Genomic DNA, 18,228 nt, shown 5'->3' on the forward strand with positions numbered 1-18,228 from the left:
GGCAGGACGTGTCGCGGCACCGCTCCCCCGCCGCGGGCGCGCCCGGTCGCGGGACGGTCGACGTACGCCGGCTGCTCGCGCGCGCCGGCGCCCCGCCGCCCCGCACCCGCCGTCAGGCGCTGCGTCGCGGCGCCACCGCTGCCGCGGTGACCGGCGGCGCGCTCGCCGTGGTCGCGCCGGCGGCGTCGCTGCTGGACACGGCCCCGTCCGCCGCAGTGGACTCGGCCGAGGTGGGCCTGGCGTCGGCCGACGTCGTCGACGACGAGCTGTTCGCCGCCGACGGCGCCGCGCTCGCGGCGAGCGTCCTGCCGGTCCGTCGCGAGGCCGATCCGCCCGGGCTCGTCGCCGCACAGAACCTGCTGAAGTCCGCGGGGCTCAACGACGCCGCCCGGCAGGCCGAGGAGGAGCGGCTGGCCCGGGAGGCCCGCACGCACTGCGCGGTCGACCTGTCCGAGCTCGGCGGGGTGAAGCCGTGGGTGCGCGACGCGGCCCGGTTCCTCTCCTGCCTCTACGACCAGCCCGACCTCATCGGCGTCGCCGGCCGCGGCCGCGTCTCCGACCACCCCACCGGCAAGGCCCTCGACCTCATGACGACCGGTGCCCACGGCGACCGGATCGCCGCCTGCGCCCTCGCCAACCGCGAGGCGCTCGGCATCTCGTACGTGATCTGGGAACAGCGGATCAACTACGGCGACGGCTGGGAGACGATGGAGAACCGGGGCAACGCCACGGAGAACCACTTCGACCACGTGCACGTGTCGTTCGAGGGTTCCGCGGGCTCCGGCGAGCCCGACCCCGACCTCTGCACCTGATCTGTGAGTGGCAATAGTCGCTATAGCGACTATTGCCACTCACAGGGTGCGGGCGCCTTCAGATGCCGATGCGGGCCGGGCGGCCGTCCTCGCCCTCGTGCCAGATGTTGACGACGGCGGGCCGCGGCTGGGTGCCCGGTCCGTCCGGCCAGGTCGAGCCGGGGTTGGCCGGGGAGGCGTCGTCGACGTCCCCGGGGTGCTGGACCGAGATCAGCACGAAGTCCTCGGTCACGACGGGACCGCAGGTCTCCCCGCCGATCGGGACGGACGCGAACTGCGTGGTCCGCCCGCGCGTGTCCCCGGTGAGCGAGACACCGAACAGGCCGTCGTTCTGCCCGAGCGCGGCGGTGGAGTCCGTCGAGATCCACAGGTTGCCGTGCGGGTCGAACGCCAGGTTGTCCGGCGACGTGATCGGGCTGACCTGGGACTTGTCGTAGCCGCCGAAGTACGTCGACGGGTCCTCGGGGTCCCCGCACACCAGCAGGATCGACCAGCCGAACCGGGTCCCGGTGGGGTCGTCGTCCGCCTCGGTCAGCTCGATGACGTGCCCGTGCTTGTTGTCGACCCGCGGGTTCGCCTCGTCCGGCCCGGCCTTGCCCGCCTTGCCGCGGTCGGTGTTGTTGGTCAGCGCGAGGTAGACCTTGCCCGTGGCCGGGTGCGGCTCGACGTCCTCGGGCCGGTCCATCTTGGTCGCGCCGACCTTGTCCCCGGCCTCGCGGGTGAAGACGTAGACCTCCTCCGCGGTCATCCCGGGCACGAAGCTCGTGGTGCCGGAGACGAGAGTGATCCACTCGCCCGAGCCGTCGAACGCGCCGTCCTTGGGGAGCGTCCCCGTGCCGTCGACCTGCGGGCTGTCGCCGGTGAACTTCGCGACGTACAGCGTGCCGTCGGACAGCAGCGACTTGTTGTGCTCGCGGGCGCGGCGGCTGTACCCGTTCATCATCGTCCTCGACGACACGAACTTGTAGACGTAGTCGAAGCGCTCGTCGTCGCCCAGGTAGACCACGGCGTGCTTGTCCTTGGACAGCCGCACGGTGGCGCCCTCGTGCTTGAACCGGCCGAGAGCGGTGTGCTTGACGGGGCGGGACCGGGGGTCGTGCGGGTCGACCTCCACGACGTACCCGAACCGGTTCGCCTCGTTCGGCTCCTTCGCCAGGTCGAACCGCGGCTCGACGGCCTCCCACGCCCGCTCCGAGGCGCCCTCCTCGAAGCCGTACCGGGCCAGCCGGGCGTCGGCCGGGTCGGCGTTGGCGAAGTACTGGTCGATGTTCTCCTCGCCGGACAGGAACGTGCCCCACGGCGTCACGCCGCCGGAGCAGTTGTTGACGGTGCCCAGCACGACCGTGCCCGTGGGGTCCGCCGAGGTCCGCAGCAGCGACGAGCCCGCCGCCGGCCCGTCGAGCACGAACTCCGAGGTGCCGGTGAACCGCCGGTTGCGCTCGCCCTCGACGTCCACCGTGATCCGGCCGTCCCGGTCGCGGACGATCTCCACGACGGACAGCCCGTGCGCCGCGAGCCCGATCCGGACCTGCTCCTCGGTGGGCGCCGCCGGGTCGTACTCGCGGAACATCAGCGGTTCGATCGTGTACTCGTGGTTGGAGAACATGACCCAGCGCCGCGCCGGGCCCTCCAGCAGGAGCAGGCCGCAGAAGTCGTTGTTGTAGCCGAACTGCCGGGCCTGCGCCTCGGCGGTCTGGTTGTCGAAGTCGAACTCCGGCGCGCCGGGCAGGATCGGATCGCCCCAGCGCACCACGACCTGTTGCGCGTACCCGCGCGGGACGCGGACGGCGTCGTCGGTGTTGGGCGGGACGGTCTCGTAGGCCAGCCCGTAGGGGGCGTGCGAGCGCTCGGGCGCAGCCGGGAGCGGTCCCGGCGGCGTGGCGGCGGCCGCCGCCGTGGATCCGACCAGCGCGGTCGCCCCCGTCGCCAGCCCGAGCACCGCCCCGGCCCGCAGCACACCGCGCCGGTGCAGGACGGCGCCCAGGACCTCGCCGAAGTACATGTTGGCCGAACGGTTCGGCTCGGGGCGGGCACAGGCGTCCCCGCAGCGGTAGCGGCAGGTCAGGCCCTGCCGGCCGCGGTGCAGCAGGGGCAGGGAACGGGGCGGGTGGTCGCCGGCGCACGGCTGGGCCACGGTCGTCCTCCAGTGTGGTGGTTCACCGGTTCGGGTCGCCGCGACGCTAGGTAACCGAGGCGAGCCGGAAGTGATCGCCACATGGACGACAGGCAAAGGCGCAGGTCGGTGGCCTGCGAACGTGACGAAGGCCCCAGGCGCCAGAGCCTCCGCGTCAGTCCTCCGAGTCCGGGGTGGCGGTGTGGTGGGGGTGGCCGTGGGTGCGGCGGCTCTGCTTCATCTCGGCCTCGAAGACGTGCCGGCGCCCCTCCATGAGGTCGTCGCGCAGCTCGCGCTCGGTGTCCTTGAGCGGGGTGTAGTAGTTGTCGTCGAAGTCCTCGACGATCTGGAAGCTCCACCGGCCCTCGATCGCGTTGCGGCCGATGAGCTCGGTCTCGATGCGCTCGGCCCACGCCGGCTGCCCGCACTCGCGCAGCTGCTCCACGACGTCGTCGAGCATCGCGTCCGCCCCGCCCATGAGCTGGTGGAACTCGTAGAGGGCACCGCGGGCGCGCTCGATCCGCTCGAGCATCTCGGAGAACTTGCCGGCCGCCGACACCAGCTCGTCCGAGGCGCCTTCGGGGCGGGAGTGGGCGGCGTCGACGGAACGGGAGACGGTGTCGGAGGAGACGGCGTTCGTCGTGCTCATGCCCATCGGTACCCCTGGCGCCGAGGCCCGAACCGCGGGTCCCCCGGGTGCCCGGGCCCACCCGGCCGCGCTGCTGTGACGACGGTAACATCGGCGCGTTTCTGCATCGATGGAGAACGGAGGCCCGCCATGCGTGTCGGGGTCCTGACCGGCGGGGGCGACTGCCCCGGGCTGAACGCGGTGCTGCGGGCGATCGTCCGCAAGGGCGCGCCGGCGTACGGGCACGAGTTCGTCGGGTTCCGCGACGGCTGGCGCGGCGTCCTGGAGGGCGACGTCCGGCCGCTCGGCGTGCCGGACGTCCGCGGCCTGCTCCCCCGGGGCGGCACGATCCTCGGCTCCTCCCGGACCAACCCCTTTGCGATCGACGACGGCGTGGCCCGGATCCGCGAGACGCTCGAGACGCAGGGCGTCGACGCGCTGATCGCGATCGGCGGCGAGGACACCCTCGGCGTCGCCACCAGGCTGCACGACGACGGGGTACGGGTCGTCGGCGTGCCCAAGACCATCGACAACGACCTGGGCGGGACGGACTACACGTTCGGCTTCGACACCGCGGTCTCCATCGCCATGGAGGCGATCGACCGGCTGCACACCACGGCCGAGTCGCACCACCGCGTGCTGATCGTCGAGGTCATGGGCCGGCACGCGGGGTGGATCGCGCTGCACGCGGGCATGGCGGGCGGCGCCAACGGGATCCTCATCCCCGAGCAGCCCTTCGACATGGACCGCGTCGAGGCGTGGGTGCAGAGCCGCTTCCGGGACCGCTACGCGTCGATCATCGTCGTGTCCGAGGGCGCGATGCCGACCGGCGGCGCCGAGGTGCTGCAGAGCGCGCAGAAGGACGCGTTCGGGCACGCCCGGCTCGGCGGCGTCGGGGACTGGCTGGCCCAGGAGATCGAGCGCCGCACCGGCAAGGAGGCACGCACGACCGTGCTGGGCCACGTCCAGCGCGGCGGCACGCCCACGGCGCGGGACCGCTGGCTCGCCACCCGCTTCGGCCTGCACGCGATCGACGCCGTCGAGGCCGGGGACTGGGGCACGATGGCGGCCCTGCGCGGCACCGACATCGTGATGGTCCCGCTGCTCGAGGCGACCAAGCGGCTCAAGACGGTCGACCCCGCGCTCTACGCGGAGGCGGAGGTCTTCTTCGGCTGATCCGTTGCCGCGGGCGGCGCAGGTCACGCGGCCGCGGAGCTCCTTCATCCGGATGAAACAGGTCGGAAATCGCCCGGTGCCGGTCGGGTTCTAGAACTGGGGTGTCCCCAGCGACCGCCGGATCGGAGGCCCGCCGTGCCCGAGCAGCCCCCACGTGAACAGAGTGCCGTCCCGGCCCGGCTGGCCTGCCCCGCGGAGTGCCGCGCGGACCATCCCCGGCGGGCCCACCACGACCGGCTGCTCGACGTCGAGACCGACCCGGACGCGGTCGTCGACCTTTTCGAGACGGCCGTGACCTGGGGGGAGCTGGAGTACCCGGAGGAGACCACGATCCCGCCGGCGCGATGGGTCGAGTTCGCGGAGAAGCACCGCTGGCGGGACCCGGAGCGTGCGCTGCGGATCTTCTCGCTGGCGGCCGACGCCGCGCTGCGCGGCACCCGCACGGCCGCGCCGGTGGCGGCGCTGGGCAAGGCGGTCGGGGCGGGGATCGGGGACGGGATCTGCCCGACCCTGGCCCCCGCGACCCCGCCGCGCCACCTCCGCGTCGCCCCCTGAGCACAGCTCCCCGACACCCACCTCCCGACTCGCCGAAGCCCACACCCCGACTCGCGGAACAGCAGCTGCCACCCCCGCGAGTCGGGAGATTTGGCAGCGCGAGTCGGGAGGTTCAGCAGCGCGAGTCGGGAAGAGCGGCAGCGCGAGTCGGGAAGAGCGGTCAGCGGGGGAGGCCGGTGATCGCGGTGGAGCGCAGGTCCAGGACCTCCACCCGCTGGTCGCCGCGGGTGAGGGCGAGGATGCCGGAGTCGTCGAGCCGCCCGACCACGCCGGCGGCGAGGTCCCGCTCGGCGAAGGCGGCGAGGCACTCCTCCTCGCGCCCGGCGGGCACGCAGAGCAGGAAGCCGAAGCTGGGGAAGCAGTTGAACCAGCGCACCAGCGGCACGCCGGCGGGCGCGGGCACGGCCGTGACGTCGACCGTCACCCCCAGCCGCGCCGGCTCCAGCAGCATCGCCAGCGACCCGACGAGCCCGGCCATGCTGATGTCCTTGGCCGCCACCACGACGCCCTCGCCGGCGAGCGTGCCGAGCAACCGGACGTCGCCGGCACTGCGCCGCCCGCGCGACTCGAAGGCGGGGAAGAACGGGAAGTCCTCGCGCATCCGCCCGTCGAGCGCGGCGGCCACGACCAGGGACTGCCCGGGCTCGGCACGGGTCACCGAGAGCGGCGCGGCCGTGGCCCCGACGGCGAACGCGGAGATCGCCGGCTCGCCCTCGTGCAGCGTGAGGTGCCCGCCGACGATCGGGACGTCGTAGAGCTCCGCCGCCTCGCGCATCCCGGCCAGCGCCTTGCGCGCCACTGCCTCGGACGCCACCACCGTGTCGACGATCCCGAGCGGCATCCCGCCCATGGCCGCGACGTCGTTGACGTTCGTCAGCACCGCGGCGAACCCCGCGCCGTGCGGGTCGGCGGCCACGAACGGCGGGAACAGGGCTTCGCCGCACGCCACGACCGGGCCGCCGTGCGCGGTGACGACCGCGCCGTCGTCGCCCGGGCCGCCCTGCCAGTCCGTGCCGCCCAGCACCTCGCCGACCAGCGCGATCTCGGCCTTCGCGGCGAGCCCCGGGTTGGCGAGGCAGGCGGCGGCGATCTCGGCGAGGGTCTCGGTCGCGCTCATCGCAGGATCACCCAGACCGCGCGGACCGGGACGTCGCCGACGTTGCGCCAGGCGTGCCCCCGGTCCGTGGGGTAGTGCAGCACGTCCCCGGCCTCCACCTCGTACGTCTCCCCCGCGACCTCGACCCACAGGGTGCCCTCCCGGACCATCACCAGTTCCTCGCCCGGGCGGCGCGGCCTGGTGTCGCCGCTCTCGCCGCCCGGTTCGACCACGACCTCCACCGCCGTGGCCCGCAGCGCGTCCGAAGGCGCGGCGAGCCCCTCCACCGCGACGCCGAGCGCGCCCGACGCCCAGTCGCGCGGCGCGGGCAGCCGCTCCGACGACCGCACGTGGACAGCGGCGGGCGGCTCGAGCCCGCTGTCGTCGACGAAGGCCGACACGGACTGGCCCAGCGCTCCGGCGAGCTTGAGCAGCGTGGTGATCGTCGGGACCATGTCGCCGCGCTCGACCTTGTGGACCGCCGCGGCCGAGACGTCCGCGCGGGCCGCGAGCTGCTGCAACGACAGCCCGAGCCGGGTGCGGGCGGCGCGCACCTTGGGGCCGATCGCGTCGACGATGGGCTCCCAGGTCGCGGGGCTCGGCCGGCTCACGTTGACCATCCTAGACGGCGTTCACCTATGGTGGACACCCACGGCGCACCGCGAGAGGGGAGGGAGCGTGGCGACACCCCCACGCCCCTACCGCCCGACGCGCCCGCCCTCGGCCTTCGCCCGCGAGCTGGCTCGCGCCCGCGGCGAGTCCGCCGAGGTGCTCGACGCCATGCGGGCCGTGATCCTCTCCGGCGACGCCGCGCCGGGCGTGCCGATCCCGCTCGACGAGATCGCGCAGGTGTTCGGGGTGAGCCCGATCCCGGTGCGCGAGGCCCTGAAGACGCTGATCGGCGAGGGGCTCGTCGACCACCGGCCGCGCGGCGGCTACACGGTCGCGCGGATCACCGTGGCCGAGCTGAGCGAGCTGTACGTGGTGCGCGGGGTGCTGGAGCAGGCCGCGCTGGCCGCGGCGCTACCGCTGGCCACCGAGGCCGACCACGAGGAGGCGCGGACGGCGCACGACCAGGTCGGACGCGCTCTGGCCGAGCGGGACATGCCCGGTTACCACCGGGCGTCGCGGCGCTTCCACCTCGCGCTGGTCGCCCCGGCCCGGATGCACCGGCTGCAGCGGATGCTGGAGTCGGCGTGGAACGTCACCGAGCCCTACCGGCCCATGTCCCTGCTGCCCGACGAGGGCCGCGCGGGTCTGCACGGCGACCACGCGGACATGCTCGCGGCCTTCCTCGCCCGGGACGCCGACGCCCTGCTCGCCCACGCCACCCGGCACCAGGACGAGCTGTGCCGGGCCGTCGCCGCCCTCCCCGCCGACCCCGAGCTCTTCGCCCAGCCCGATGCGGAGTGAGCGAGCGGCGCTCCCGCTCACCAGATATGAACGACAGCCCCGCTCGCTCAACCCCGCTCCGGACGCACGAGCGGCGCTCTCGCTCACCAGGTATGAGCGAGAGCGCCGTTGGCTCACCGGGGGCGGCTACGACAGGGGCAGGACCTTCACGATCCGGGCGGCGGTGCGACCGGCGACGCGCAGGTCGGGGCGCGGGCAGCCCGCCTCGACCTGGTGCACCGGGTCGTCCTGCGGCAGGGACGCGTGGTGCACCGCGACCCCGCCCGCCCCGTCGATCCCGATCCCGGTCTCCAGCGGGGACTCGAGCGCGGCGGCGTGGGCGAGCGCCAGGACGTCCGCGTCGCGGACCTGCTCCACCCGCGTCGGCACGCCCTCCTCCTCCGCCCCCGCGCACACCTCCCGCAGCACCACCGGGTCCGGGGACCCGGTGTGCCGCAGGACGATCGCCGGCTTCTCGGTCACGAGCCCGCCACGTGCGCGTCGACGAGCCCGGACGCCACCGCGTTGCGGGGCCCCTCGCTGCCGTGGACGTTGCCGATCCCGCAGACCACCCCGAAGCCGGCGAGGGCGTCGGCGATGAGGTCGGGGATCTCGAAGTCCAGCGCCGAGCCGCCGAGCAGCACCACGAAGTCCAGCATCCGCAGGCTGCCGCTCGGCGCGACCTGCTTGAGCGCCCGCACGGCGTTGACCGCGAACACCTTCCGCTTGGCCTCCCGGCGCACCCGCCGCACGTGGTCGACCGAGTGCCGGGTCGCGACGGGCGCGGGGCCCTCGGGCGTCATCGTGACCACCCGCGCGAACACGTGCGACGGCAGCGGCTCGGGAAAGAACTGCACCGTCCCGTCCTCGTGCCGCACGTGGAAGAAGCTCTCCACCTTCGCCAGCGGGTACCGCTTGACGGCCTCGGCCTGCTCCCGGTCGTCGAGCGCCAGCTCCGAGCCGATCAGCTTGGTGACCAGCTCGCCCGCCCCGGCGACGTGCACGGCCGAGGAGACGCCGTCGCGGTCGAGCAGCGCGGCATCCGTCGACCCGCCGCCCAGGTCCAGCACCGCGATCGGCACCGCCGTGCCGGGCGTGGTCAGCGCGCCGCGGACCGCCATCTCGCCCTCGACGCCACCGATCTCGGCCCGGCAGCCCAGCGCGGCCGCGACCTCGTCCGCCACCACCTGCATCCGGCTCCGGCTGGTGCGCACCATCGCCGCCAGCGCGACGGCGTTCTCCGGCGCGACCTCGCCGGCCAGGCCGCCGCGCACCTCCTTGGGCACGAAGGTGTCGACGGCGAGCACGTCCCGGATCCGGATCTCCGCGGCCGGCTGCCCGGTCACGTCCGTCATCGTGTCCCGGACCTGTGCGAGCATCCCGCCGACGTGCGTGCCGGCCTCGCCGGTCGCGTCGTCGAGCGGCTGGACCCGGCCGAGCACCTCCATGATCGCCTCGGCGCCCGCGTCGACGTCGACCTGCAGGGTCTTGCCCGCCCCGGTGAGGGTGAGCGTGCCGACCGGGATCCGCCGGTCGGTCACGTCACCGCTGGGGTCCGGACGACGACGGCGGACCGGTTCCCGGTCAGCGCCCGCGCCACCGGCGAGACCTGCTTGGTCTGGTCGGGGTCCAGCTCGAACACCGACGCCAGGCCGTAGGAGTCCGAGAGCGTCCGGATCGTGCGGCCGGGCGGCGCCACCTCCACCGCCGCCCGCATCCCGAGCGGCACCTTCTCCACCGCGCCGACCTCGTCGACGACCGGGATCGGCGCCCGCAGCCGGTTGACGACGAGCACGGCGTCGTCGTGCGCGAGGACCGCGGCCACGACCTCGAGGCCGCGCTCGGTGGCGGCGTTGAGCTCGGTCGCCACGTCGTCGAAGTCCCAGCCCGCCCCGACGACCGCGATCGTCGGGCCGGAGGCGCCGGCCAGCGCGTCGATCGCCACCGTGGTGCCGACCCCGAGCCCCTCCCCGCCCGGCGTGGCGGGGTTGTGCCCGATCATCGTCGACTCGGTGATGATCGTCTCGGAGATCGTCTCCATGGCCAGCCCGGAGATGACGGGCGTGGCCTCGTTGAGCAGGACGGTCTCGACCTCGGACTCGGAGCGGCCGGCCCGGTCCAGCGCGCGCCGGACCGCGGACACCGCCCCGTCCGTGTTCTCCGGCGTTCCCTTGACCCCGGTCGTGTGGGTGAGCGCCGTGCCCAGGTACTCGACGGAGTCCCCGGACACGGCGGCCACGCTCGCCTCGGTCGTCGAGTTGCCGATGTCGACGCCGACGACCAGCCGTCGCGTCATGCGCGGGAGATCACCGGCTCGACCTCCACCGGCTTCCGCCCCGCCACGATGCACTCGAACTCCTTGAGGTGCAGCAGCGCGGCCTTGGCCTGCCAGCGCGGCCGGGCCATCTGGTCGTTGCGGGTGGGCACCGGGGCCGGCGACTCGCCCTTCGCGTACTGGGCGGCGTTGGACCCGATCCGGCGGAACACCTCGGCGTCGAGCAGCGGCGACTGCGGGAACAGCTCCAGGTTGCTGAGCCGCGGCAGGTCCCGCTGGTGGATCATCGCGGTGCCCCGCGACAGCAGGCCGATCGAGATGCCGGAGCCGGACAGCCGGGCACCGGTGTGCGCGACCGCCGCGAGGTCCGCGGTGTTCCACACCTTGATCATCCGGGCGTGCACGCCCTGTTCCTCGATGCCGGCCAGGATCTGCCGGATCACCTCGGCGTGCGGCACGTCGACGATGGTCTTGGTGAACGGGTCGGCGAAGGCCGGGGACACGGCGACGACCACCTCGTCCGGCCGCGACGCCCGCTTGGCCGGGCCGACCTCGTTGAGCGTCAGGGTGCGCTCGGCGGTGGGGGCGGTCATCACGACACCTCCGTCTCGGGGTTCTCGGCGCTCGTCACGTGGCGCAGCTTCTTGAGCTGCTCCCACCGCTCGCCCTGGAGGCGGTACCCGGAGCCCGGGCCGCCGTAGTCGTTGGCGTCGTTGATCGCGGACTGGGGGACGAAGTCGTCGTCGAGGATGGCCGCGGTCTGCAGCAGGTCGCCGGAGACACGCTGGCGCAGGACGGTCAGCAGGTTCTCGGCGACGTCGTGGAAACCGGTGCGCTCCAACGCCTTCACCAGGTCCAAGCCCGTGACGCCCCGGTCCATGACGGACTGGGCGCCCTTGAGGTCCTCGAGGACGTCGCGCTCCGGGTAGTCGCCGGAGCCGTGGGCGTAGACGGCGGCCTCGACCTCGGCGTCGGTGATCGCGGGCAGGTCGAGCTCGGCGAACACGGCCTGCAGCGCGCGGGCCGCCTTCTCGCGGGCCTGCAGGATCTCCGGCTCGCGGACGTGCCGGAGCCCGCCGTCGACCTGGAGGTCGCGCTGGATGGTGTTCCAGTCGTCGTAGTCCTCGACGTCGAAGTTCGAGCCGGCGAACATGTTGTCCGCGTTGGGCACCCCGGAGAAGCCGGAGCAGACGAAGTCCGTGCCCGGCAGCAGCTGCGGCAGCGCGCGGCTGACCCGGCGCATCGACGAGTGCGAGAAGGACTGGTCGTTGCCGGAGGCGCACTCCAGGTCCATCCAGCTGGCGATCAGGTTCTCGGCGGCCACCGCCCGGATCCCGCCGGGCATCGCGCCCGGCACGCCGATGCAGGAGATGGAGCCGTTCTGCAGGCCCTGCACCCCGGCGCCCTTGGCCATGAGGATGCAGCGGATCTCCAGGTACAGCATGGACCGCCCCTCGGCGTTGCCCATCTGCACCTCCGATCCCGTGCCCGAGGTGAACCGCATCTTGATCCCGCGCGACGCGTACGCGCTGGCCAGGAAGGCCTTGGACCACGGGGTGTCGTCGCCGTCGACGAACACGGACTCGGTGCCGTACACGGAGATCGTCTCGGCGTAGGCGGTGATGCCGCGCATGCCGAGCTCGAGCTCGGTGGCCTCCTCCAGGGCGCACTGGGTGAGCACGCCGCCCCGCCCGACCTGGCCGCCGACCTGCAGCGCGATCGCGACCAGCGGGGCGTAGCGGACCACGCCGAGGGTCGTCTCCAGTTCCGCGAAGCCGCGCAGCGCGCCCTCGGCCGCGTCCGCGGCGACCTGGATCGGGTTGTCCTTGGCGCTGGTGGAGTGCGCCTGGTTCGCGGGCGTGCGGCGGGCCCGCATCTTCTGCATCGCCATCATGATCTCGACGACGTTCATCAGCTTGACGACGTCGAGGATCTTCGCCGGGGTGAGCCCACGCCCGATCCGGGTCAGCTCGTCCCGCGAGGCCCGCGGGTCGACGAGCGCCCGGGCGATCTCGACGGACGGGATCGCGTTGACCTCCTCCGCCGTCTCCACGTCGATCGCGTGGTCGGCGATGAAGGTGTCCATGAAGTCGAAGTCGGCGCGGGCGCGCCCGTCGAGCTCGACGATCTTCCCGCCCTCGACCCGCACGCTCGGCTGCGGGTCGAAGTCCGACTCCATGGCGACGAGGCCCTTCTCGGGCCACTCCTCCACGAACCCGTCGAGGTTGACGGGGCGGTCCTCGAGTACCTCGGTGCGCTTGCTGCGCCGCTCGGTCGTGGTCATCAGTCCTCCTCGTCGCGGGCCAGCAGGTCGCGGCGCTCGTAGACCTCGGCCGCCTCACGGACCAGGGCACCGCACACGGTGGCCTGGTACTTGCCCTCCAGGTTCTCGGCGATCTCCAGCAGCTGCACCTTGCTCGAGGCGCGCGGGCGGAGCGCGTTGTACATCGCCAGGACCTCGGCGTCGGGCACCGCGGTGAGCTCGGCCGCGCGCCGGAAGTTCGCGGCGAGCTGCCGGCGGTGCACCGACTCGGCCAGGGTGGCCTGCAGCTGGAGCGTGTCGGGGGCGATCCGCAGGTCCTCGGCGGAGATCTCCCCGGCGACGACGGCGTTCATCGTCAGCGCCGTGATCGGCTTGCCCGTCGGTGTGCGCAGGAGGTCCTGACGGTTGACCGAGAGCGGGTAGTCGGCGGCCCCGAGGTCGGGACCGGACCCGGAAGCTGGAGCGGACACGCGCATCACCTCTCGTCGTTCGCCGGGACGCGGGCGCCGGGGCTCGGTCGGTCGACCGCGGCGCCCGTGCCACCCACCAACCGTTGCGCAGCTGCGCAGGTAGCGGGAACCCCTCCGGGCAGGGGCAACCCGAACGGCGCCTCTCCTGCCGGTGAGGTCACGACACACCCGCGCTGAGCAGGCCCGCGAGCACGGCGCCGATGATCGGGCCGACGATCGGCACCCAGGCGTACCCCCACTCCGCGCTGCCCTTGCCCCTGATCGGAAGTAGGGCGTAGGCCAGCCGGGGGCCCAGGTCGCGGGCCGGGTTGATCGCATAGCCCGTGGGCCCGCCGAGCGAACAGCCGATGCCGATGACGACGAACGCGACCGCCGCGTAGCCCAGCGCTCCGTTGCCGAACTGCGGCACGCCCGCCCCGTCGGGTGCCTGGGCGGCCGGGTTGCTGAGGATCCAGAACACCAGCACGAAGGTCGCGACGACCTCGGTGACCACGTTCCAGCCGGACCGCGCCACGACGGGGCCGGTGCAGAAGATGCCCCGGGTGTCGCGGTTGCCCTCGGGGTCCTCCTCGACGTTCTTGTCGAAGTTCGCCTTGTAGGCGAGCCAGCCGACGGAGGCGCCCACGAAGGCGCCCACGAGTTGCCCGATCAGGTAGAAGGGCACCATCGACCACTGCGTCGCACCCGCCACCGCGAGGCCGATGGTCACCGCGGGGTTCAGGTGCGCCCCGGAGGGCTCGGCGATGCTCGCCCCCACGAACACGGCGAAACCCCAGCCGAAGGTGATCATCAGCCAGCCGCCGCCGGTCCCGAGCGTCGGGCGCAGCACCACGTTCGCCACGACGCCGACACCCAGGAGGATGAGCACCGCGGTGCCCAGTCCCTCCCACAACACGATCGATCCTGCCGTCATGCCGGACCTCCCTGTCCCGGCCGCCCTGCGCGGCCCGGCGATACGCTCCACAGTGCTGCGCGTGTGACGGAAGAGGTTGGGCGACAACGGCCCGCGAAGTCTCACCCTCTGCGGGGGTGCCACCTCACCACGGGGCGAGGAGGAACCTGACCCAAGGCGGAGCTGTCGGCGGCCGCGCCCGTCCGGTTGGGTGGAGGGGGCACCGCCGTACCGGGCGGGGCCCGCACGGACTTCCGGAGGGACTCGAGGATGAGCGGGTTGACCCTTACCGAGGCGCAGAAGGCGCTGACGGCCGGCCTGAAGAAGGCGGACGAGATCGGCCAGCCGATGAACATCGCCGTCGTCGACGCCGGCGGACACCTGCTGGCGTTCGCCCGCCAGGACGGCGCGATCCGGGCGAGCATCGACATCTCGCAGCGCAAGGCCGTCACGTCGATCCTGATGAACGCGCCCACCGGCGCGTTGACCGAGCTGGTCCAGCCCGGCGCCGAACTCTACGGCCTCGAGCAGCTGGCGGGCGGGCTCGTCATCTTCGGCGGCGGCATCCCGGTGGAGCGCGACGGCGAGGTCGTCGGCGCCGTCGGGGTGAGCGCCGGTTCGGTCGAGCAGGACACCCAGGTGGCGCAGGCGGCCGTCGACGCCCTCACCTGATCCGCGCTGACGAGCCTGTGCGCGGTAAGTGGTGCTCCAGCACCACTTACCGCGCACAGCGGTGCGTCACGCGGCCAGCGGCCCGTCGGCACGCCGGCCGCGCGGGCTCTAGACGATCCCCTGCCGGGTCGCGGTGTAGACGATCTCGGTCCGGCGCCGGACGTCGAGCTTGTCGCGCAGGTTCCGGACGTGGAACTTCACGGTCGCCTCGCTGATCACCAGCTCGGTGGCGATCTCCCGGTTCGACATGCCGGTCGCCAGCAGCTTGAGCACCTGGTTCTCGCGCTCGGTGAGGAGCGGGCCGCGCGGGGCGGTCGGGGCGGCCGGCTCCCGGGGGTCGCGCAGCGCGTCCATCATCATCGTGGTGATCCGCGAGTCGAACACGGCGTCGCCGCGCAGCAGGGTGCGGACCGCCGCCACGATGTCGGCGGTGTCGGCGCCCTTGCGCAGGTAGCCGTGCACGCCGAGGCGGACGGTGCGGAGCATCGTCTCCCGGTCGCGGCAGGCCGTCAGCACGAGGATCCGGGTGCCGCGGTGGCGCTGGAGCAGTGCGCGGGCCACGTCGATGCCGGCCGAGTCGCCGCGGCCGAGGTCCACGTCGAGGAGCACGACGTCGGGGCGCAGCCGGTCCGCCGCGACCAGCGCGTCGCGCGGGGTGGCGGCCTCGCCGACGATCCGCAGGTCGGGCTCGGCGGCGAACAGCTGGCGCAGGCCGAGGCGGACGATGCCCTCGCCGTCGACGACCAGGATCCGGCCGGTGCGGACGGTGGCGAACGGGGAGTCCCCGCGGCCCGTGTCCGAGGCCCCGGCGACCGTGGGGATGCGCGTGGGCTGCGCCGGGCGCGCGTCGAGGACCCTGATATCGGCGAGTTCTGCGGTCATCGCTGAGCCTTTCGAACGTCGACGGGTCGTTGTCGGGGCGACGGTAAGGTGAATCACGTTGCCCGTTCGTTGCACGCTCGCGCTGCCCGCTCGGACAGGCGCAACCTCGCCTTGCTGATCCGGGTGGAGGTGAACGATGATGGGTGCCGGAAGCACGCGGACAGTCTGGGAGCCGATGCCAGTCGACAAGGTGGTCGAGCGCGAGCCGGAGACCGGCCTGCCCGCCTCCGCGTCGGCCGCCGCCCGCGCGATCGACGAGCTGTTCGAGGCGGTCCTCGACGACACGGGGGACGCCACGGTCCGCCGGCTCGTCTCCGAGTCCTGGGAACGCAGCCTCGCCGCCGCGATCGACCCCGCCACGGCGCTGCCCCCGTTCCGGTTCGACCGGTCCGAGAGCGCCGCGCGGCTGGCCGCCCACCCGTTGCACAACGTCATGCCGCTGCTGCGCAGCAACCTGGTGAGCATCGCCGAGGAGGCGATGCACGTCGTCGTGGTCACGGACGAGCAGGGCATCGTGCTGTGGCGCGAGGGCGCCAACGCCGTCCTGCGTCCCGCGGACCGGGTGGGCCTGGTCGAGGGCTCCTGCTGGTCCGAGGAGGCCATCGGGACCAACGCGATGGGCACGACCCTCGCCGTCCGGCGGCCCGTGCAGATCCACTCCACCGAGCACCTCGTGCGGGCCGTGCACGCCTGGACGTGCGTGGCGGCGCCCGTCACGGACCCGGACACCGGCCGGATCGTCGGCGCCATCGACATCACCGGCCCCCGGCGCACGATCCACCCCGCGATGCTCGCGCTGGTCACGGCCACCGCGCAGCTCGCCGAGAACCAGATGCGGATGCAGCTCGCGATCGCCGACGAGCGGCTGCGCGCCCGCAACCAGCCGCACCTGCAGAGCCTGCGGGGCACGCCGGGCGCGCTCGTCACGCCGACCGGGCGGATCATCGCCGGCGAACCGTTCGGGGCGTGGCCCGAGCGGGTCGACCTCGAGCAGATCGTCGCGGGCGCCGACCGGCTCCGGCTGGCCGACGGGCGGGAGATGCACGTCGAGCCGCTGGCCGAGGGTTTCCTGCTGCGCGCCGCGAAGCGCAGCGGTCGCACCACGGCGGTGGACACGCCCCGGCACGCGCTGTCCCTGCGGTTCCTGGGGGACGGCAGCCCCACCGTGGTGCTCGACGGCGAGAGCCACTCGCTCACCCTGCGCCCCGCCGAGATCCTCACCGCGCTCGCGCTGCACCCGGAGGGGCTCACCGCCGAGCGGCTCGCCTTCCTCCTCTACGGCGACGACGGCAACCAGACCACCGTCCGCGGCGAGATCCACCGGCTGCGCGCGCTGATCGGCACGGACGTGCTGAAGACCCGCCCGTACCGGCTCGACGCCGTGGTCGACACGGACTTCGGCACCGTCCGTCGCGCGCTGCGCGAGGGCCGGATCGCCGACGCGCTGCGGGCGTGCGCGGGCCCGCTCCTCCCCCGGTCGGACGCCCCGGAGATCCGCGGCGCGCGGGACGAGATGGAGGTCGGGCTCCGCCGCGCCGTCCTGGAGTCGGACGACGTCGACCTCGTCCACCGCTACGCCACCCACCGGCTGGGGCGGGACGACCTCGAGGCCCACGAGCTGCTCGCCGACATGCTGCCCGCCGGCGACCCGCGTCGCGCGGTCGCGGAGTCGCGGGTCGCGCGGCTGCTGGCGGAGTAGCGAGCGGCGCGTTCGCTCAGTAGGTGTGAGCGAGAGTGCCGCTCGTGCAGAGCCCGGCCGCGCACCTCACGTGTGAGTGAGCGGCGCGTCCGCTCAGTAGGTGTGAGCGAGAGTGCCGTTCGTGAGTTCCGCGTAGATCCCGGCGTGCACCTCGGCGGAGTGCTCCCAGGTGAACCGGGCCGCGGTGGCCGCGCCCCCGCGCACGAGTGACGCCCGCAGCTCCGGTTCGGTGATCACCCGGCGGAGGGCGGCGGCGAGCGCCCCCTCGTCGCCGACGCCGGGCAGCAGCGCGTCGACCCCGTCGGTGAGGTGCTCGCGGAAGACGGGCAGGTCGCTCGCGACGACGGGCACCCCCAGCGCCATCGCCTCGATCGCGACCAGCCCGAAGCCCTCGGCCGTCGAGGGGTAGCAGAGCGCCCCGCCGGCCGCGGCCGCGGCATACCAGCCCGCCAGCTCGGCGTCCGTCAGCGTGCCGAGCTCGAGGACGTCCCGGCCGAGCTCCAGCCCCAGTTCCGGCAGCTCGGCGAGCGCGGCCTCGCGGTAGGGCGCGAAGTCCTGGAAGGAGTGCCCGCCGACGACCGCGAGCACCGGGTCGAGGCCCTCGCCCCGCAGCCGGGCGAGGGCGCGGAAGGCGTGCACCGTGCCCTTGCGCGGCTCGATCCCGCCCACCGCGAGCAGCAGGAACCGGCCGTCCGCCCGCCGCACGGGCACCGGGTCCGCGAACCGGCGCCGGTCGACGCCGTTGGGCACGATCGTCGCGTCGACGCCGAAGTCGCGGGCGAGGATCCCCCGCCACTGCTCCGACACCACCAGCACCCGGTCCGGCTCGGTGATCGCACGCCGCTGGCACTCGACGAGGACCGGGGTGGTGAAGTCGTCGACGTGGTGGGCGGTGCGCAGCACCGTCACGTCGGCGCCCGTGCGGTCCCGGGCGGCCAGCGCGGCCCGTGCGGCGATGCAGTCCTGCGCGTGCAGAACGTCGAACTCCCCGATCCGCGCGGCCAGTGCGGCCGCGAGCCGCTCGATGCCGTCGAGGGTCCGCTCGGTGAGCGTGGTCCCCTCGCGGCGCGGGCCCGGGACGATCGTGTGCGGAAGGTCGACGGGCCGGTAGAGCCCCTTCGCGGGGTCGCCCAGCGCGAACACGTGCACCGGGTGCCCGGCGCGGTGCAGGGCCTCGCCCAGGCCGAGCGTGTGGACGTGCCCGCCGCGGGGCGACGTCGAGTGGGTCAGCAGGGCGACCCTCGTGACCCCGGACCCAGTCGCGTTGACGATGTTGCGCACGCGTCCACCATAGTGAATTCTC

The 18,228-nt window shown here is 73.7% G+C and carries 19 protein-coding genes; 6 read left to right on the forward strand and 13 right to left on the reverse strand.

Translation table 11 applies throughout. The features are described from left to right. Positions 1-8: 8 nt before the first annotated feature. Positions 9-812 (forward strand): hypothetical protein, encoded by an 804-nt coding sequence (locus AB0B41_RS08205; protein WP_358200362.1) that lies wholly within the window; start codon positions 9-11, stop codon positions 810-812. 58 nt (positions 813-870) lie between these two features. On the opposite strand, the gene AB0B41_RS08210 is transcribed toward AB0B41_RS08205, so the two are convergent. Beyond that, positions 871-2,946 carry a PhoX family phosphatase gene (locus tag AB0B41_RS08210; protein ID WP_358200364.1) on the reverse strand — a complete coding sequence of 692 codons (2,076 nt, stop codon included), beginning with the start codon at positions 2,944-2,946 and terminating at the stop codon, positions 871-873. 154 nt (positions 2,947-3,100) lie between these two features. After that, positions 3,101-3,574, reverse strand: a complete 474-nt coding sequence (locus AB0B41_RS08215) for a hypothetical protein (protein ID WP_358200366.1) — start codon at positions 3,572-3,574, stop codon at positions 3,101-3,103. A gap of 129 nt (positions 3,575-3,703) precedes the next feature. Between AB0B41_RS08215 and AB0B41_RS08220 the strand changes: the two genes are divergently transcribed. Both AB0B41_RS08220 and AB0B41_RS08225 read left to right on the forward strand, forming a co-directional pair. After that, complete coding sequence (locus AB0B41_RS08220) at positions 3,704-4,729, forward strand: 6-phosphofructokinase (protein ID WP_358200368.1); 1,026 nt, start codon at positions 3,704-3,706, stop codon at positions 4,727-4,729. Between the two features lie 135 nt (positions 4,730-4,864). Further along, positions 4,865-5,284, forward strand: a complete 420-nt coding sequence (locus tag AB0B41_RS08225) for a hypothetical protein (RefSeq protein ID WP_358200369.1) — start codon at positions 4,865-4,867, stop codon at positions 5,282-5,284. Between the two features lie 160 nt (positions 5,285-5,444). Here AB0B41_RS08225 and AB0B41_RS08230 read toward each other — a convergent pair whose 3' ends face one another. Together AB0B41_RS08230 and AB0B41_RS08235 are read right to left on the reverse strand one after the other, a co-directional pair. After that, a complete protein-coding gene (locus AB0B41_RS08230; RefSeq protein WP_358200371.1) occupies positions 5,445-6,401 on the reverse strand; it encodes an AIR synthase related protein in 957 nt (318 codons plus the stop codon). Next, positions 6,398-6,991, reverse strand: coding sequence for a cupin domain-containing protein (locus tag AB0B41_RS08235; RefSeq protein WP_358200374.1), 594 nt, complete (start codon positions 6,989-6,991; stop codon positions 6,398-6,400). Before AB0B41_RS08235 ends, AB0B41_RS08230 begins: the two co-directional genes overlap by 4 nt. A gap of 67 nt (positions 6,992-7,058) precedes the next feature. Between AB0B41_RS08235 and AB0B41_RS08240 the strand changes: the two genes are divergently transcribed. Then, positions 7,059-7,793, forward strand: a complete 735-nt coding sequence (locus AB0B41_RS08240) for a GntR family transcriptional regulator (protein WP_358200376.1) — start codon at positions 7,059-7,061, stop codon at positions 7,791-7,793. 126 nt (positions 7,794-7,919) lie between these two features. Here the strand turns inward: AB0B41_RS08240 and AB0B41_RS08245 are convergent, their stop codons facing one another. The 7 genes from AB0B41_RS08245 to AB0B41_RS08275 form a co-directional block, all read right to left on the reverse strand. Next, a complete protein-coding gene (locus AB0B41_RS08245; RefSeq protein WP_358200378.1) occupies positions 7,920-8,255 on the reverse strand; it encodes a glycerol dehydratase reactivase beta/small subunit family protein in 336 nt (111 codons plus the stop codon). Beyond that, a complete protein-coding gene (locus AB0B41_RS08250; RefSeq protein ID WP_358200380.1) occupies positions 8,252-9,313 on the reverse strand; it encodes a diol dehydratase reactivase subunit alpha in 1,062 nt (353 codons plus the stop codon). The genes AB0B41_RS08245 and AB0B41_RS08250 overlap by 4 nt, the downstream gene beginning before the upstream one ends. Further along, positions 9,310-10,068 carry a hypothetical protein gene (locus AB0B41_RS08255; RefSeq protein WP_358200382.1) on the reverse strand — a complete coding sequence of 253 codons (759 nt, stop codon included), beginning with the start codon at positions 10,066-10,068 and terminating at the stop codon, positions 9,310-9,312. Before AB0B41_RS08255 ends, AB0B41_RS08250 begins: the two co-directional genes overlap by 4 nt. Next, positions 10,065-10,640 (reverse strand): propanediol/glycerol family dehydratase medium subunit, encoded by a 576-nt coding sequence (locus AB0B41_RS08260; RefSeq protein ID WP_358200384.1) that lies wholly within the window; start codon positions 10,638-10,640, stop codon positions 10,065-10,067. The genes AB0B41_RS08255 and AB0B41_RS08260 overlap by 4 nt, the downstream gene beginning before the upstream one ends. Further along, positions 10,640-12,331 carry a propanediol/glycerol family dehydratase large subunit gene (locus tag AB0B41_RS08265; RefSeq protein WP_358200386.1) on the reverse strand — a complete coding sequence of 564 codons (1,692 nt, stop codon included), beginning with the start codon at positions 12,329-12,331 and terminating at the stop codon, positions 10,640-10,642. Before AB0B41_RS08265 ends, AB0B41_RS08260 begins: the two co-directional genes overlap by 1 nt. Then, positions 12,331-12,780 carry a diol dehydratase small subunit gene (locus AB0B41_RS08270; RefSeq protein WP_358200388.1) on the reverse strand — a complete coding sequence of 150 codons (450 nt, stop codon included), beginning with the start codon at positions 12,778-12,780 and terminating at the stop codon, positions 12,331-12,333. The genes AB0B41_RS08265 and AB0B41_RS08270 overlap by 1 nt, the downstream gene beginning before the upstream one ends. A 157-nt stretch (positions 12,781-12,937) precedes the next feature. Further along, positions 12,938-13,693 (reverse strand): MIP/aquaporin family protein, encoded by a 756-nt coding sequence (locus tag AB0B41_RS08275; RefSeq protein ID WP_358200390.1) that lies wholly within the window; start codon positions 13,691-13,693, stop codon positions 12,938-12,940. 249 nt (positions 13,694-13,942) lie between these two features. Between AB0B41_RS08275 and AB0B41_RS08280 the strand changes: the two genes are divergently transcribed. After that, positions 13,943-14,344, forward strand: coding sequence for a heme-binding protein (locus AB0B41_RS08280; protein WP_358200391.1), 402 nt, complete (start codon positions 13,943-13,945; stop codon positions 14,342-14,344). 108 nt (positions 14,345-14,452) lie between these two features. Here AB0B41_RS08280 and AB0B41_RS08285 read toward each other — a convergent pair whose 3' ends face one another. Further along, positions 14,453-15,226, reverse strand: a complete 774-nt coding sequence (locus AB0B41_RS08285; protein ID WP_358200393.1) for a response regulator transcription factor — start codon at positions 15,224-15,226, stop codon at positions 14,453-14,455. A gap of 175 nt (positions 15,227-15,401) precedes the next feature. Between AB0B41_RS08285 and AB0B41_RS08290 the strand changes: the two genes are divergently transcribed. Then, positions 15,402-16,925, forward strand: a complete 1,524-nt coding sequence (locus tag AB0B41_RS08290) for a GAF domain-containing protein (protein ID WP_358200394.1) — start codon at positions 15,402-15,404, stop codon at positions 16,923-16,925. A gap of 93 nt (positions 16,926-17,018) precedes the next feature. Here the strand turns inward: AB0B41_RS08290 and AB0B41_RS08295 are convergent, their stop codons facing one another. Further along, entirely contained in the window at positions 17,019-18,206 is a 1,188-nt protein-coding gene (locus AB0B41_RS08295) for an MSMEG_0565 family glycosyltransferase (protein WP_358200396.1), read from the reverse strand. Between the last annotated feature and the right edge of the window lie 22 nt (positions 18,207-18,228).

This window comes from Pseudonocardia sp. NPDC049154 (genome assembly GCF_040648315.1).
In the GTDB taxonomy this organism is placed as follows: Bacteria; Actinomycetota; Actinomycetes; order Mycobacteriales; family Pseudonocardiaceae; genus Pseudonocardia.